Consider the following 17,939-nt stretch of genomic DNA (forward strand, 5'->3'; position numbering starts at 1 on the left):
TATAAAGAAATATTCAAGTCTTTATAATTGTTTTAAATTAGGTATTAATACCTATAAATTTAGATAAAAATGCACATGAAAAAGTCTATGAAAAACACTTTTCATAGACTTAAAATCAAGCAAATGAATTTTACAATCCCTTAACAAAATAAACTATAAAATTTGTGATAAAAAAGCTTTCGTTCGCTCATGTTGAGGGTTATCGAACAATTCCTCTGGTGTTCCCGTTTCGACAATCTCGCCATGATCAAATAAAACAATGCGGTCAGCTACTTCTCTAGCAAAACCCATCTCATGGGATACAACAAGCATGGTCATTCCCGATTCTGCTAACGTTTTCATGACATCTAGCACTTCACGAACCATTTCTGGGTCTAAGGCCGATGTCGGTTCATCAAAAAGCATGATTCTCGGTTGCATCGCTAACGCTCGTGCAATCGCAACCCGTTGCTGTTGACCTCCTGATAGTTGCCCAGGAAATTTATCCGCTTGCTCTGGAATTCCTACTCGTTCTAAAAGCTCCAAAGCAATCTTCTCAGCCTTATCTTTTTTCCACTTTCTAACCCAAATAGGGGCTAGCGTTATATTTTTTAAGATTGTCATATGAGGAAACAAGTTAAATTGTTGAAAAACCATCCCCGTTTCTTTCCGGATTTCTTCAATGGCCTTCACATCATTCGTTAGTTCAATTCCATCAACAACAATGCTTCCTTTCTGAATTTCTTCTAGTGCATTAATAGCCCTAATAAACGTAGATTTACCAGATCCCGAAGGACCTAAAATAACAACTACCTCACCTTGTTTTACATTTAAATTGACATCTTTTAAGACGTGAAGCTCTCCAAACCATTTGTTCACATCCTTTACAACAATCATATCGTCTCGTTCATGTAAAGGAGTTGTCAATTTCTCTACTGCAAATATACTACTCATCCTATTCCTCCTATCGTTGCCCCACACCAAGTGAGGATTCTAACCGTCTACTAACATATGACATTAAATAACAGAAAATAAAGAAGACAAATGCGATAAAGATTAGCACTTCCATTTCCTTTCCTAAGAACTGCGGGTTTGCATATATTTTTTGACCAATTCCTAGTAAATCACTCAGTCCGACAATCGTAACTAATACAGTGTCTTTAAATATACCGATAAACAACCCAACATTTGCTGGAATTACTACTCGTAACGCTTGTGGGAGAATAATAAAAAAGGTCCGATGAAAGGCGTTTAATCCTAATGCTTTTCCTGCTTCAAACTGTCCTCTAGGAATAGACTGAAGTCCACCTCGAACATTTTCTGCAATATAGGCAGCAGCGAAAGCCGTAAAGCCAATCATTACTCTTAATACGGCATCTAGCTCAATGCCCCTACCTAAAAAAATCGGTAAAATAAATTGCGATACATAAATAATTGTGATTAGTGGAACTGCTCGAATAAGTTCGATATATGCGATACTAAACCACTTAACAATAGGGAGAGAGCTTCTTCTTCCTAAAGCAAGTAAAACACCTATAGGGAATGAACAAACAATAGCCACAACTGAAATTAAGATTGTTAATAAAAATCCGCCCCATACCCTTGTACTCACGGGAGATAATATGCCCATCCCTGAAAGAAGCACAATCGTAAGAGGAAAAAGAACGACCCACCCGATAATCGTTGCCACTTTTAATTTCAACGTGTTTCGAGTAATCAAAAAGCCGGCCACCATTGCAAGAACATTTGCCACTAACCAAACTCGTGTCATCATTGAAATAAACGGCAGGAGCGCAATAATAATCATTAATGAACCGATCGTAAAGCAAACCTGCTTTAATGGTCCTTTCCAAGTCCCCCATGAAGCCCCCAATAGAAGCGAAAGGATCGTCATTGGCATCCAAACACGCCACAGTTGCTCTTGTGGATATTGTCCTACAGTAAGAAGTTTGAAATTTTTAGAAATAACAGACCAATCCGCTGAAAATAAAATCCATTTCCCTGTATTTGTTACAATGTATAGGATTAAAGCTAAAGAAAGGATGGTTAACACTGTATTTAACCAGCTATTGAATAAATTTTCTCTCACCCATCGAATTGGAGAACGATTTGAAGACGGCTGAACTTGTTTTTGTAATTCAACTTCTGCCAAGAGATCACTCACCTCTCTACTATTTGAAATTTCTTATTAAATATGTTCATGATAACGGATGTTATTAAATTAATAATCAAGTATACCACCATAAAGATTATGACAATTTCAATATAATGCCCTGAATTATTCATGACTGTGTTCCCGACATTCACTACATCTGGGTAAGCAACGACAACCGCTAAACTGGAGTTTTTAATTAAATTTAAATATTGACTCGTTACAGGTGGAATAATAATGCGAACTGCTTGAGGCAAGACAATCGTGCGCATGATTGTTGGCCCCTTTAACCCTAGTGCTCTTGCTGCCTCTACTTGACCTTTTGGAACACCTAAAATACCTCCACGAACCACTTCAGCAATATAAGTCGATGTATAAATAACAAGCGCAATTAATACCGCAGAAAACTCAGGCGATACAACATAACCACCAACAAACTGTTTCGCATTGATTGTGGGTAAAGAGAGTTGATAAGGGACTCCTCCTGTAAAAAGACTAGATAATATTAATATAACGAGAAAAACACCTAAAGATGATAAAGCTGGATACATTTTTTTTCCCGTTTTAATTTGCTTATCTAATCGCCACTTCCATACAATAAAACCAACAATGATTGCCACAATAAAGGCAATTAACCAGAAAAATGACCCTTCTTTCCCATTTAGCCATGGAATTGCAATTCCTCGATTACTAAATATAAATGGACCGGATTTCACTCCGTTTTCAATCACAGGTAAAGGAAGAAAAACAGCATAATACCAAATCACCATTTGTACAAGTAATGGTGTATTTCGAAAGATTTCAGTATATACACTTGCAATTTTTGAAACTAACCAGTTTGAGGATAAACGAAAAATCCCAACGAAAACGCCAATAATCGTCGCAAAAATAATACCAAAAAATGAAACCTTCAATGTATTTAATATCCCAACTAACAAGGCACGACTATAACTGTCTGTTGGATGAAAAGAGATTAAAGCCTCTTTTATTGTAAAGCTCGCCGTATTCTCTAAAAATGAAAATCCAAATTTAATTCCGAGCCTCTCTAATCCATTCAAAGCATTGTTTATTAGAAAACCAACAACAATAATAACTACAAAAGCAAATAAAAGCTGAAGTAAGATTGGTATGACCCTTTTGTCACGCCAAAAGGGTGTGCTGACTGAATTATCTTTTGCCACAACATCACCTTCCATATCATTGAATACTAGGTGAAACAGACGTGCCTTTATATAAGCATGTCTGTTTCAAAACTATTCATGTTTTAAACTATTAGTGCGTGTTCAAAAAGTAGGGGAAAAAGGACGCTGAATAGAAAAGCTGAAACCCTTTGCTCACACCCGACAAGCATAAGGCGCGGAGAAAAGAAAGATGTTCTTTATCTTTTGTTCTCAGTGACTTAGGACCTCGAGGGTGTAAGGGTTGAAGCTAGACAAGAACAAGGCGGTGTAGCTTTGAGCACTCACAGTGTACGTTCAGTATGGTTCACGGGCTAAGAACGTCCCCATCCTAGGGACAACACCCGTGCTAGCCAATCCTGGCGTCGGAGTGTCGGAAAAGCAAACCAACAAAGTTATTCAACCGACATTTTTTTAGTACTTTTTGAACAACCTCTATTAACGGAATGGAGGAGAGTACATTAAACCACCATCGGTATATAACGCGTTCATTCCCCTATCAAGACCAAAAATCGTATCTTCCCCTAAGTTACGTTCAAAAATCTCACCATAGTTCCCTACTTGCTTAATTACTTGATAAGCAAAATCTTCAGGTAAACCTAGTTGCTCTCCTAGGTTCCCTTCTTTTCCAAGTAAACGTTGAATTTCTGGGTTATCATCTTCTAAATACTCGTCTACATTTTCAGATGTAATTCCATACTCCTCTGCTTGAATGGTAGCAAACACAACCCATTTAACGATATCAAACCATTGATCATCACCATGGGCAACTGCTGGTGCTAATGGCTCTTTTGATAACGTTTCTTCCAATACTTTATGTGCATCAGGATCTTCCATAATCGATTTTCTAGAAACAAGTCCAGATTTATCAGTCGTCCATGCATCAACACTACCCGTTTCGTATGCTGCAACGGCTGCATCTACACCATCATAAACAACGGACTCGAACTCAATTCCGTATGTTCTCATTACATCTACTAAGTTTTGCTCTGTCGTTGTTCCTTGTTCAACTGCAATTCTCTTACCCTCTAAATCTTCAATTTTATTAATACCACTATCATTTCGTACCATGATCCCTTGACCGTCATAAAAATTGACTGGTGCAAAGTTCATGCCAATTTCAGCATCACGATTCGTTGTCCAAGTCGAGTTTCTTACAAGAACATCCACTTCTCCTGATGAAACGGCTGTGAATCTCTCTTGTGCCGATAATGGACGGAACTCAATCTTTTCAGCATCCCCTAAAACAGCAGCGGCAATTGCTTTCGCAAAATCAACATCAAATCCCTTATAAGTATCTCCTTCTAAATAGCCAAATCCAGGAAGATCTCCATTGATACCCGCCATTAATTTCCCTTCATCTTTTACCTTTTTGAGTATGTTCTTTGTCTCTTGATCTCCATCTGACGACGCTTCATCAGAATTACATCCTGCTAAAACAACCGTAAAAGATAGTAAAAGTGTAAAAATCATTAAAAAAAGATCTTTTCATGACCATCCCCCTTTATTATTGCAGAATTACTAAATTATCCTGCAAATCTAGTAATTAGTATAGACTAAAATATCCGAAAATTCAATCTAAATTCGAGCTATTCATTGTGATACCAACGTTTTTAATCAATTCTACTTTCAATAAAAAATATATTAATATTATGAAATTTGAAATATATTTCTATTTCCAATAACAAAAATCTAAAAATACTACTTACATATGTCATCATTTCTTGTCCTGTAATAAATAGTCATTCCTACGAAATTTATTATTATAAAAAACGAAGATCAAGTAGAATTTTGTCGAAAAAAAATAAGCAGGATTGAGATATTATCAACCTGCTTTTAACCTTAAATTTAATTGTAAATATACTTTTCAAACACGTCTCCAAAATCTTTTTTCAAATATTTTTCATGGATGGAACGATTCCAATCAAATCCATAGTTCGTTAGATTTTCACATGTTTCAGCCAGTTCATCTTGATCGGTTCGAGAGTTATGAAGAATGGAAACGGCATTTTCATAGCTTTTCTTACCGAATTGAGTTAACTTTTGATTTTCTTCCATAATCTCTTCTATTTTAAGAAGGGATTTATATAAATCTTTTAATTGATCAATTTGGTCTTTGCGCACGTCTATATCAAATGCATGATTGCCAAGTATAAATTTTATTTCTACATCCAAATCTACCCTGCCTGCAGTTTCAAGGATAACACCAGATATTTTGTGTTGATAGTAAGGATACCTTTTCAACGTTCTTTTAGATGATACGGCACTTTCACCATCAACATGAATGAGTGCAAGATTAGTAAAGCAATACTCATCTGCTTTCGTTTTAATAAGAAAATAGATTTTCTCTTGATCTTCATTAAAAATATAATCATCTGCATCCGTTTTATCATAGTCTGCTGGGTCAATGATTTTGCCAATATCAGAAAGACCTAGAGCATCTGCCGCCATTTTTTTAAACATATGTAACGTCCTCCTTAATGATAAAATCTCTTTCTCGTTCAGTATAAACGTATTAATTTAGGAAATAAACCCATTTTCTAAAAAAGCAGAAGAGACACCGATCTCTTCTGCTTCAATCTTTATTTGTTAAAAATGCGATCAAAAAATCCCCAAAATTTTTCTTTCAAATACTCGTATACCGATATCGCAATATCAATGATTCTGTCGATGATTTCATGTCCATCATCCGTATCATCAACTGCTTTTTCAATAATACGTCCTTCAACTGCTGGGCTTACTGGAGAATGTTTCGCAATATAATCAATTAATACTTCATCAAGTGCGCCAAATTCTCCTGAAATTTCAGCACCTATAAACATCGTATAATCGTCTCCACCAGCTGCTAGAAAGTCATTTGTTGCTAGAGTATATGTTGCTTCTATATCAAGCGGAGTACCATCTATTTTAACAGAATGAACACGCTCACCTGCTGGTTGTTCTGTGTCAATCGCAAAGGTCATCCCTGCTACGTGTGGGAACGCACCACTCACTTCTGGATAACTACTCGTTCCATGCTCTAATGCATCTAAAAGAGTTTGTCCAGTAACTTCAATAGTCGTGATATAGTTTCCGAACGGTAAAACGGTAATAACTTCACCTTTTGTAATTTCACCTTGATCAACAGAGGAGCGAATTCCTCCACCGTTCATTAACGCAACATCAGCTCCTGTTTCAGAAAGCATTGCATCTGTGATTAAGTTCCCAAGATTCGTTTCTCCTGCACGTACTTGCTCGCGCTCTCCATCAAGGACAACATCCGTTGAGCCAATAACTTCACTTAAAATTTCATCATGCTCTGCATCAATTTCATCAATTAATGCTTTCACTTCTGGGTCTTCTTCAATCCCCATTTCTTCTGCTTCTTCTTTCGTAATCATTTCAGATTCTTTACTTACAAGCTCGCCATTTTCGAATGTTAAGTTAACCACACCTAAATTTTCTGTGTATTCACCTGCACTGACAATCAAAGTACCATTGCCATGCTCATCGATGTTATCAACTGTATGACTATGGCCGTCAACAATTAAATCAATGCCAGGTGCTTCATTTGCTACTTTAATACTCGTGTCCGTGCTTGAGGCATCCGTTCCTAAATGCGTTAAGGCAACGATTGTGTCCACATTTTGCTTTTCAAGCTCTGCGACCATTTCATTTGCAACATCGGCTGGATCTAAAAATTCAATCCCTTCCACGTTTGCTGGGTGTGTTTTATACGTCGTTTCTGGTGTTGTTAAACCAAAAATTCCTATCTTGATACCGTCCACTTCTTCAATTGTGTAAGGCTTTAATAAGTGCTCTCCCGTTTCTTCATAAACAACGTTCGCACTTAATACTGGGAATTCAGTTAATCCAGCCAATTCTAGTAATCTTTCATAACCATAATTAAAATCATGGTTTCCTGCCGCCATCGCGTCATAACCGATTTCATTCATCACTTCAACAATACTTGTTCCTTCTACTAAGGTAGAGAACGTTGTGCCGTGGAACGTATCACCGGCATCTAAAACTAGAGTATTTGGATTTGCCTCTTCATACTGCTCTACTAATGTAGCAATCTTCGCAAATCCCATTCCAGCATATTTATCTTCCCATACTTTTGAATGTGTATCGTTTGTATGAAGAAGGGTAATTTCTTTCTCTTTGTCCAAATCTGTTTGAATTAACAATGGATCATGGTCGCTTGCTGCCCCTAGGCTTTCTGTGAAATCAGAGTTAATATTAACAATATCGATTTCCGTTTCTTCCACCATATGATTACTTACTAAAATATGATCTAATACTTGATTGTTTCCTTGGTAGTTATACGTATAACGTTCTTCTTTAGGAAGAAGATCTACCATATTGGTTAACTCTTCATCTTTTAATGCGTCTATTGGTGCTGAAAACTCAAAGTCGTTCATATCTCCTAAAACAACAACATTCGCATCCGGATTTACTTCCATCACATCATCTATAAACCCGTTAATGACTTCTGCTTTCGCAATTCGGCTTGGTTCACTACCTAATACAACTGGCTGCTCACTACCGTATAATGCACCATCCCCACGTTTTGAATTTAAATGGTTGTTAATTAAAATGACTCTCTCGCCATTAAATTCAAATTCTGCGGCTAATGATTTACGAGAATTACTAAAAGCTTCATTTGTTGGGTCAATACGACCTGGATTAACCGTTAAGCCGTTTTCCTCATATCCTACAGCTGTCGTTGCATCGCCAGCTTCTTTTTCTACTAAACTCACTCGCTCGGGATTATAAATATACCCTACACGAATATTCCCTCCTGGTTGTCCTCCATCTTCTTTATCTGCTGGAGCAATATCCGTAAATTTATACGTTGGTCCTCCTGCCGCTTCAATGGCTGCGATTAATTTTTCATAAGACTGACTTGCATCCGTTGTTCCATCATCGGTAGGACCATTATTGTCTTGCACTTCAACTAACCCAATAATGTCCGGGTTTTTAAGGTTATTGATCATTGATTTTGCTAGTTTTTCCGTTTTTTCATCTGATGTAGTAGTAGAGTAATTTTCAATATTATAAGATGCAATCGTTAATTTATCTTCATTTTTTTCAATAGATGTAATTGGTTGTTTAAGATCACTCGGGATAATTTCTGGAATTTCTTCTGTCGGTAACACTTTAAAATTACTATAATCGTATGTTACGACACCCGTGATCTTCCCATCGAATTGATCTCCTGTTTTAATATCGCTATCTTCAGGAACCATCACCATGATGCGCTCTGGATTAAAGTCTTCTTCTGTTATTAATACGCCGCCAGCTTCTGTACGATAAGCATCAACCGTATCTTCTATTACAACTGGAAGATCACCATATTTAGGGTGGCCTACAGATACTGCATCCTCTAATACAATACGCATTCCTTCTAAGCTTTCATAAAAATCAATGGCATCTTCTTCCGGATCAAATTGAGCGAAAGCATCATTATCAATGATTTTCGCTGGTGGTGTAAGGTCCTCGCCAATCACGACTGGTTCTGGTAATTCATTACCTGAAGATTGAACAGTTACGTTAGAACCTTTTATTTGTGTCGTTAATAAATCAGCGGCATCATCATACCCATCTTCTCGATATTCGGTTACTTCTCCGTCGACCTTAACAAGGTCTCCAACTTTTACATTGGAATCTTTCATATACACATAGATTCCTTCAGATGTTCTTTCATCGTCGTCTGCTTCGGCAGATTCCATATAGAAACCGGATATTCCTTTCACATGAGTAACAATTCCTTCTACATTTTCTACTGCTTTCCCATCATATAAAGAAAGATGTCTTGCTCCTTGAATGTCGTGAATGGCTACTCCATTTAATGACTCAATCACTTCGTAAGTATAAGTCGCTACCTCACTTGTTTGTCCATCTACAACAACCATTGCTTTAATCATTAAATCTTCAGTAACTTTAATTGCTCCATTGTATTCAATTCCATATTCAGCAGTTGGTTCCGTACCGTCAATAGTATAATAGATGGTTCCATTTTCTGACGGAGTCTCTAGCGAAACTTCAGTTCCTCTGACAATCGTTCCAGATTCAGCACTTGCATAAACGGCTAGTGGATATAGTTCAATATCTTCACTTGAACGAGGAATTAATTTATATTCACCAAAGTTATAATCAATAACACCCGTAATCGAATCGTATTTTTTTCCAACTTTTAAAAGGTTTTCATCTTGTGGATCAAGCTTAAATGTTCCTTGACTATCTGTTGCTGTAAACTCTCCATATTTGTCCAATTCATTGATTGTGAAGTTTTCTATTTTGACCAATTCAGCCTCCACATCTTCAGCAAAATCAGCAGAAGTGATTACTTGTGGTGTAGGCGTTCCTTCACCTTCAGTAACGGCCGTGATCTCATTTACATAAAGCTGAGCCATACCATAAAATTCAGAGACTGTTCCTTGAGCGGAAATACGATCACCGATCGAAGCAGCTATGTTTCCGCGAACGACGATAGCAGCCGTATCATCTTGCACGAATAAATTTGTTTGTCCCCCAGATTCAAAGGAAGCTGTCACATTACCTTCAATTTTTGCTTCACTATCTTGATCAAGCTGACGAACATCAGCAATCTCACTCACTTTTAGAGGTTCTTTGATAGTAAAGACAAAACTAGCAATCTCACTATTGTCTAAGCCTTCCTTTATCGCAACTGCTTTAATGGTCATCGGTTTGGAAATGACAACAGGATTTTCATATAAAGAACTACTTTCAGTTGGCTCTGTTCCATCTGTCGTATAATAAATAGAAGCATCCTCTGTATAAGTTGAAAGCTCTACTTCAGTTCCTTCTTCTACTTCGCCAGTAATAGATGCCTTTACGGGAGAAACTTGTGTTTCTTCTCCATCATTGCTCGTCCATGTGATATTATCTAAAACGATTTGTTTACTAGTTGTATTGACTAATTTAATCGTCACATCACCATGAACATTTAAATGATCTACTGAAAAAGTATGAACGTCTGTATCGTCAAATGCTTCAGAAGTAGCCTTCAACTCATCATTAATATATAGTGCTACTTGACGATCTCCTCCACCTGTAAACCCTTTTTTCAAATCTACAGAAAAGGAGTTTACTCCTCCTGAAATGGTATTCGATTCAATACTACTATTGTCAGAAGAACGGCGAAGCATTATTCCGTCTCCATCAATCGAGTAGTCTAACTCATCCCTTGATTGAACGTAAGTCCAAGTTAAACCATTTTCACCTTCAAATGAACCATCTTCATAAGAATTCTTACTAATGGAAGTTAAATTATCAAACGTTTCGACAAATTTATCTGAAGCGAAAACTTGACTAAATGCCCCTAAATTCAACAAGTTTAAAACAAGTAACCCTACTAGAAGGATACTCACTCGTTTTCGAATATTTTTAATCAACTTGGCTTCCTCCTTTATTAAAGTTGTTCAGTAACGTTAGTTTTTTAATAGATTTAGTAGTTACCAGATTCATTATAAATAACATATCTGGATACAACGTATCAATTACATGATCTTCATGAAACTTTAAAGCTGCGTTTACAAACATATTGAATAGAAGCATTGCCTGTCTATATTAAACCTTTTCTTTTCGCATTCCTCCTCGAGCTCAATGTATACGCTCACAATAATAGACATATGTAAATCTATTAAAGCGCTTCCACATAAAAATTGTATCATAAATAAAATGGTCTAAATTTACTAAAAGTCCATATCATACTTAGGATAATTAACCCATTTTAATAATAAATAACATCAATTTGATTGTTGTGGGATACAATGCTTCACTGTTTTAAAAATGAAAAAATCCAATGAAATGGTCACATGAACCACTTCATTGGATTATATAAAACTAACGTACTTGCTTTTTTCGTTGATAGAGAAGACCTGCACTACCTGCAACTACGATAATTAAGCCAATCAGTAACCACTGATAGTAATTTGTAGCCGTTAACGGTAACTCCTCTTTTTTGTCTGTTGATTTGTCACTTGAACTACTATCTGACTTGTTGTCAGAACTGTTATCTGTTCCGTTGTCAGAACTGTTATCTGTTCCGTTGTCAGTACCGTCATCTGTTCCGTTGTCAGTACCGTCATCTGTTCCGTTGTCAGTACCGTCATCTGTTCCGTTGTCAGTACCGTCATCTGTTCCGTTGTCAGTACCGTCATCTGTTCCGTTGTCAGTACCGTCTGTAAATGCTGCTTCTATTATACGCCCTTCTACCGCTGGACTAACTGGTGTATGAGCAGCAATATATTCGATTAATGCTTCATCAAGTGCCGCAAATTCTCCTGTAACAGTAGAACCTGCAAACATTGAATAATCATCTCCACCAGCTGCTAAGAAGTCATTTGTTGCTAGCGTATAAGTTGCTTCTAAATCAAGTGCTTTTCCACCAATCATGACAGAATGAACTCGCTCACCTGCTGGTTGCTCTGTATCAATCGCAAACGACATACCCGCTACGTGAGGGAATGCACCCTTTACTTCTGGATAACTACTTGTTCCATGCTCTAGTGCATCTAACAATGTTTGTCCTGTTACTTCAATCGTTTGAATATAGTTACCGAATGGTAATACTGTAATTACTTCACCTTTCGTAATCTCACCTTGATCAATGGATGCTCGGATTCCTCCACCATTCATTAAGGCTACATCAGCTCCAGTTTCAGCTAACATCGCATCTGTAATTAAGTTACCAAGGTTTGTTTCGCCTGCACGTACTTGCTCGCGCTCACCATCAAGGACAACATCTGTTGAACCAATGACTTCACTTAATTTCTCTTCATGCTCTGCATCAATTTTATCAATTAACGCTTTTACTTCTGGGTCTTCTTCAATACCATCTGTTTCTGCTTGCTGTTTTGTAATTGTTTCTGCTTCTTTACTTACAAGCTTGCCATCTTCATACGTTAAGTTTACGACACCTAAGTTTTCAGTGTACTCTCCAGCACTGACAATTAATGTGCCATTACCATGCTCGTCTGTGTTATCAACCGTATGGCTATGACCATCAACGATTAAATCAATACCAGGTGCTTCTTTCGCTACTTTAATGCTTGTATCTGTACTTGAAGCGTCGGTACCTAAGTGTGTTAAGGCAATAATAGTATCAACATTTTGCTTTTCAAGCTCAGCGACCATTTCGTTCGCCACTACTACTGGATCTAAGAATTCAATTCCTTTTACGTTTGCTGGATGTGTTTTATAAGCCGTCTCTGGTGTTGTTAAACCAAAGATACCTAGTTTCACACCGTCTACCTCTTGAATTGTATACGGTTGTAATAAACGTTCTTGATTTTCTTCATAAACCACGTTCGCGCTTAAGACTGGGAATTCTGTTAAACCAGCAAGCTCTAGTAATCGATCATACCCATAGTTAAAGTCATGGTTTCCTGCCGCCATTGCGTCATAACCAATTTCATTCATGATTTCGACAATGCTTGTTCCTTCTACTAAAGTGGAGAAGCTTGTTCCGTGGAACGTATCCCCTGCATCTAACATTAACGTGTTAGGATTTGCTTGTTCATATTGTTCTACTAACGTCGCAATCTTCGCAAAGCCCATTCCTGCATATTTATCATCCCATACTTTTGAATGCGTATCATTCGTATGAAGAATGGTAATCTCTGTTTTGTCTACAAATTTTTCTTCTATTATACGCCCTTCTACCGCTGGACTAACTGGTGTATGAGCAGCAATATATTCGATTAATGCTTCATCAAGTGCGGCAAATTCTCCTGTAACAGTAGAACCTGCAAACATTGAATAATCATCTCCACCAGCTGCTAAGAAGTCATTTGTTGCTAGCGTATAAGTTGCTTCTAACTCAAGTGCTTTTCCATCAATCATAACAGAATGAACGCGCTCACCTGCTGGTTGCTCTGTATCAATCGCAAACGTTATACCCGCTACGTGAGGGAATGCACCTTTTACTTCTGGATAACTGCTTGTTCCATGCTCTAGTGCATCTAACAACGTTTGTCCTGTCACTTCGATTGTTTGAATATAATTACCAAACGGTAAAACCGTTACAACTTCACCTTTTGTAATCTCACCTTGATCAATGGATGCTCGAATTCCTCCACCATTCATTAAGGCTACATCTGCTCCAGTTTCAGCTAACATCGCATCTGTAATTAAGTTACCAAGGTTTGTTTCGCCTGCACGTACTTGCTCGCGCTCACCATCAAGGACAACATCTGTTGAACCGATGACTTCACTTAATATTTCTTCATGTTCTGCATCAATGCCATCAATTAACGCTTTTACTTCTGGGTCTTCTTCAATACCATCTGTTTCTGCTTGCTGTTTTGTAATTGTTTCTGCTTCTTTACTTACAAGCTTGCCATCTTCATACGTTAAGTTTACGACACCTAAGTTTTCAGTGTACTCACCCGCACTGACAATTAATGTGCCATTACCATGCTCGTCTGTGTTATCAACCGTATGGCTATGACCATCAACGATTAAATCAATACCAGGTGCTTCATTCGCTACTTTAATGCTTGTATCTGTACTTGAAGCATCGGTACCTAAGTGTGTTAAAGCAATAATAGTATCAACATTTTGCTTTTCAAGCTCAGCGACCATTTCGTTCGCCACTTCTACTGGATCTAAGAATTCAATTCCTTCTACATTCGCTGGATGTGTTTTATAAGCCGTCTCTGGCGTTGTTAAACCAAAGATTCCCAGTTTCACACCATCTACTTCTTCAATCGTGTAAGGTTGTAATAAACGCTCGCCTGTTTCTTCATAAACCACGTTCGCGCTTAAGACTGGGAATTCTGTTAATCCAGCAAGCTCTAGTAATCGATCATACCCATAGTTAAAGTCATGGTTTCCTGCCGCCATTGCGTCATAACCAATTTCGTTCATGATTTCGACAATGCTTGTTCCTTCTACTAAAGTGGAGAAGCTTGTTCCGTGGAACGTATCCCCTGCATCTAACATTAACGTGTTAGGGTTTTCTTGTTCATATTGTTCTACTAACGTCGCAATCTTCGCAAAGCCCATTCCTGCATATTTATCATCCCATACTTTTGAATGCGTATCATTCGTATGAAGAAGAGTGATATTTTTCGTGTGAAGATCCGTTTGGATTAATACCGGATCATGGTCACTTGCTGCACCAAGATTCTCAGTAAAGTCAGAGTTGATATTCACAATATCGATCTCTGTATCTTTTGCCATTTGATTACTAACTAAAATATGATCTAAAACTTGATTGTTCCCTTGATAGTTATACGTGTATCGTTCTTCTTTAGGAAGTTCTTCAATCATATTTGTTAATTCATTATCTTTTAATGCTTCCAAAGGAGCTGAGAATTCAAAGTCATTCATATCTCCTAATACAACAACATTGGCAGATGGATTGACTTCCATTACATCATCGATAAATCCGTTAATAATTTCTGCCTTTGCTACACGGCTTGGCTCACTACCTAAAACAACAGGTTGTTCACTTCCGTATAGAGCACCGTCTCCACGTTTTGAATTTAAGTGGTTTGCAATAACAATAACTTCTTCACCATTAAATTCAAATTCTGCTGCTAACGATTTACGAGAGTTTTTAAATGCTGCATTTGTTGGATCAATACGACCGGGATTTACTGTTAATCCATTTTCGTCATAACCTACAGATGTTGTTGCATCTCCAGCCTCTTTTTCAACCAAACTTACACGATCTGGGTTATAAATATATCCAACGCGAATGTTTCCACCTGGTTGACCACCATCGTCTTTATCTGCTGGAGCAATATCAGTAAACTTGTACGTTGGTCCACCAGCTTTTTCAATGGCAGCTATTAATTTTTTATAAGACTCGCTTGCATCCGTAGTTCCATCATCAGTAGGACCATTATTGTCCTGAACTTCAATTAAACCAATAATGTCTGGCTGTTTAAGATTATTAATCATTGATTTTGCTAGTTTTTCAGCCTTCTCATCAGATGTATCAGCAGAGAAGTTTTCAATGTTATAAGATGCGATCGTTAATTTATCTTCATCTTTTTCAATTGAAGTTGTTGGTTGTTCAAGGTCGCTTGAAATCACTTCTGGCATTTCTTCCGTTGGTATAACTTTAAAGTTACTATAATCGTATGTTACGACACCTGTAATCTTACCATCAAACTGATCACCAGTTTTAATGTCTACATCTTCGTCAGGTAGCATGACCATAATACGCTCTGGGTTATAATCATCTTCTGTAATTAAAACGCCGCCTGCTTCTGTACGATAAGCATCAACCGTATCTTCAATGACAACTGGAAGATCACCATATTTAGGGTGTCCTACAGAAACTGCATCTTCAAGAACAATGCGCATTCCTTCAAGACTCTCATAAAAATCAATCGCATCTTCTTCAGGGTCAAAGTTTGCGAAAGCATCGTTATCAATGATTTTTCCTGGTGGTGTACGATCTTTTCCAATCACAACTGGGTCAGGTAACGTTTGACCTGAAGCTTCGACAGTTACTTTAGAACCTTTAATTTGTGTCGTTAATAAATCAGGGGCACCTTCGTAACCATCTTCTCTATATTCTGTAACTTCTCCGCTAACAGAGACTAGATCGCCTACTTTTACATTGGAATCCTTCATATACACATAGATTCCTTCAGACGTTTTTTCATTATCATCCGCTTCTGCAGATTCCATATAGAAACCTGAAGTTCCTTTTACATGTGTAACGATCCCTTTTACACCTGTTACAGCTTGTCCATCATATAATGATATGTGACGAGCTCCTTGAATATCGTGAATCGCAACTCCATCTAAAGACTCAATCACTTCATATGTGTATGTCGCGACTTCACTTGTCTCGCCGTCTATTTCTACAATTGCTTTAACAGTTGTATCTTCAGAAATTTTAATTGGGCTCGAGTATTTTGTCCCTTGTTCTGAAGTTGGTTCAGATCCGTCAAGTGTATAATAGATCACACCATTTTCAGCAGGAGTTTCAAGTGTAATTTCAGACCCTTTTACGATACTGCCAGACTCAGAGCTTGCATAAACAGCAAGTGGATATAACTCGATATCATCTGCAGTTCTTGGAGTTAATTTATACTCACTATAGTTATAATCAATGACACCTGTAATTGAATCGTATTTCTTACCGACACTTAAAGAAACATCGTTTTGAGTGACAAGTTTAAATGTACCCTGAGCGTCAGTAGCTGTATAGTTTCCGTGTTTGTCTACAGAATTAATTGTGAAGTTTTCTACTTTTACCAGTTCAGCTTCAACATTTTCATTAAAATCGGAAGAAGTGATCACTTGAGCTTTTTGGTTTACTTCACCATCAGTCTCTTCTATTGTAATTTGATCTACATAGAGTTGAGCCATTCCATAAAAATCCGACACTTTTCCTTCAGCAGAAATACGGTCACCAATATTGGCAGAGATATTTCCACGAACAACAATAGCTGCCGTATCATCTTGTACATACAAATTTGTTTGACCACTAATTTCAAACGATGCTGTTACAACACCTTCAATTTTCGCCTCGCTATCTTTAGCAAGTTGACGAACATCAGCAATATCTGTCACTTCTAAAGGAGCTTTAATCGTATAGTCAAAACTAGCAATCTCGCTATGATCTAATCCATCTTTAATCGCGATTGCTTTAATTGTCATCGCTTTAGTTATAGCAATTGGTTTTTCATATAAAGTACTTTCAGCTGTAGGTTGAGTACCATCTGTCGTATAGTAAATAGTTGCATCATCAGTTGAAGTAGATAGGGTAACTTCTGTACCTTCTTTCACTTCACCTGTAGCAGATGCTTTTACAGTAGACGCTTGTGTTACTTCACCTTCATAGCTTGTCCAAGTAATATTATCAAGGACTACTTGTTTACCACTAGAACTTGCGTTCACAAGTTTGATTTCTACTTCACCAGGAGTGTTAATATTTTCTACAGTGAAATTGTATACTTCGTCATCTGTAAACTCAACAGAGGATGCTTTTAATTCACCATTAATATATAAATCTATTTTTCTCGTGCTATTTGATGTAAAACCCTTCTTCAGATCCACTGAAAAAGATCCTATACCCTCAGATAAAGTCGTTGATAAACTACTATTCGTTTTACCAAACATAACCCCATCGCCATCTATAGGATCATCTGATTCATCTCTTGATTGAACGTAGGTCCAAGTTATACCATTTTCACCTTCAAATGACCCATCTTCATACGTATTATTAGCGATTGAAGTTAGGTTATCAAAAGTCTCAACAAATTTATTTGCCGCAAACACTTGACTGAATGCGCCTAAATTAAGCATGTTCAAAACTAGTAATCCGACTAGTAGAATACTAATTCGTTTACGATTTATTTTCTTCAACATTGTTTCCTCCCTTACTATATTTACATATAGAAACAAAATGGAATTTAGTATAATAAAACACTAAATTAATTATTACAATATTACTAGATTCATTATAAATAAAAACTAATGAGTAAAGTACTAAAAATAAAAGATTTTTACATAAAATTTAAACTAATAACAAAGACCTTACTTCTTCAGAGGATTCTTTTCATAAAATCAATCCTATCTATCCTTTAATCACATTCCTCCTAAAAGATTTTTGCATACGCTTACAAATAGAGACATCAGCACGTCTGATGACT

The 17,939-nt window shown here is 37.1% G+C and carries 7 protein-coding genes; all 7 read right to left on the reverse strand.

Going from position 1 to position 17,939, the window contains the following annotated elements; all coding sequences use genetic code 11:
• Positions 1-153: 153 nt before the first annotated feature.
• Complete coding sequence (locus LC087_RS10650; protein ID WP_226541193.1) at positions 154-876, reverse strand: amino acid ABC transporter ATP-binding protein; 723 nt, start codon at positions 874-876, stop codon at positions 154-156.
• A 67-nt stretch (positions 877-943) separates the two neighbouring features.
• Entirely contained in the window at positions 944-2,131 is a 1,188-nt protein-coding gene (locus tag LC087_RS10655; RefSeq protein ID WP_226541143.1) for an amino acid ABC transporter permease, read from the reverse strand.
• Between the two features lie 8 nt (positions 2,132-2,139).
• Positions 2,140-3,312 carry an amino acid ABC transporter permease gene (locus LC087_RS10660; RefSeq protein ID WP_226541144.1) on the reverse strand — a complete coding sequence of 391 codons (1,173 nt, stop codon included), beginning with the start codon at positions 3,310-3,312 and terminating at the stop codon, positions 2,140-2,142.
• 435 nt (positions 3,313-3,747) lie between these two features.
• Entirely contained in the window at positions 3,748-4,782 is a 1,035-nt protein-coding gene (locus LC087_RS10665; RefSeq protein WP_306019553.1) for an amino acid ABC transporter substrate-binding protein, read from the reverse strand.
• A gap of 375 nt (positions 4,783-5,157) precedes the next feature.
• A complete protein-coding gene (locus LC087_RS10670) occupies positions 5,158-5,772 on the reverse strand; it encodes a PH domain-containing protein (protein WP_226541147.1) in 615 nt (204 codons plus the stop codon).
• A gap of 119 nt (positions 5,773-5,891) precedes the next feature.
• Complete coding sequence (locus tag LC087_RS10675) at positions 5,892-10,709, reverse strand: 5'-nucleotidase C-terminal domain-containing protein (RefSeq protein ID WP_226541149.1); 4,818 nt, start codon at positions 10,707-10,709, stop codon at positions 5,892-5,894.
• A 451-nt stretch (positions 10,710-11,160) separates the two neighbouring features.
• A complete protein-coding gene (locus LC087_RS10680) occupies positions 11,161-17,652 on the reverse strand; it encodes a 5'-nucleotidase C-terminal domain-containing protein (RefSeq protein WP_306019554.1) in 6,492 nt (2,163 codons plus the stop codon).
• Positions 17,653-17,939 lie beyond the last annotated feature (287 nt).

The sequence above is a fragment of the Bacillus carboniphilus genome, assembly GCF_020524035.2.
Lineage (GTDB): Bacteria > Bacillota > Bacilli > Bacillales > JAIVKR01 > Bacillus_CC.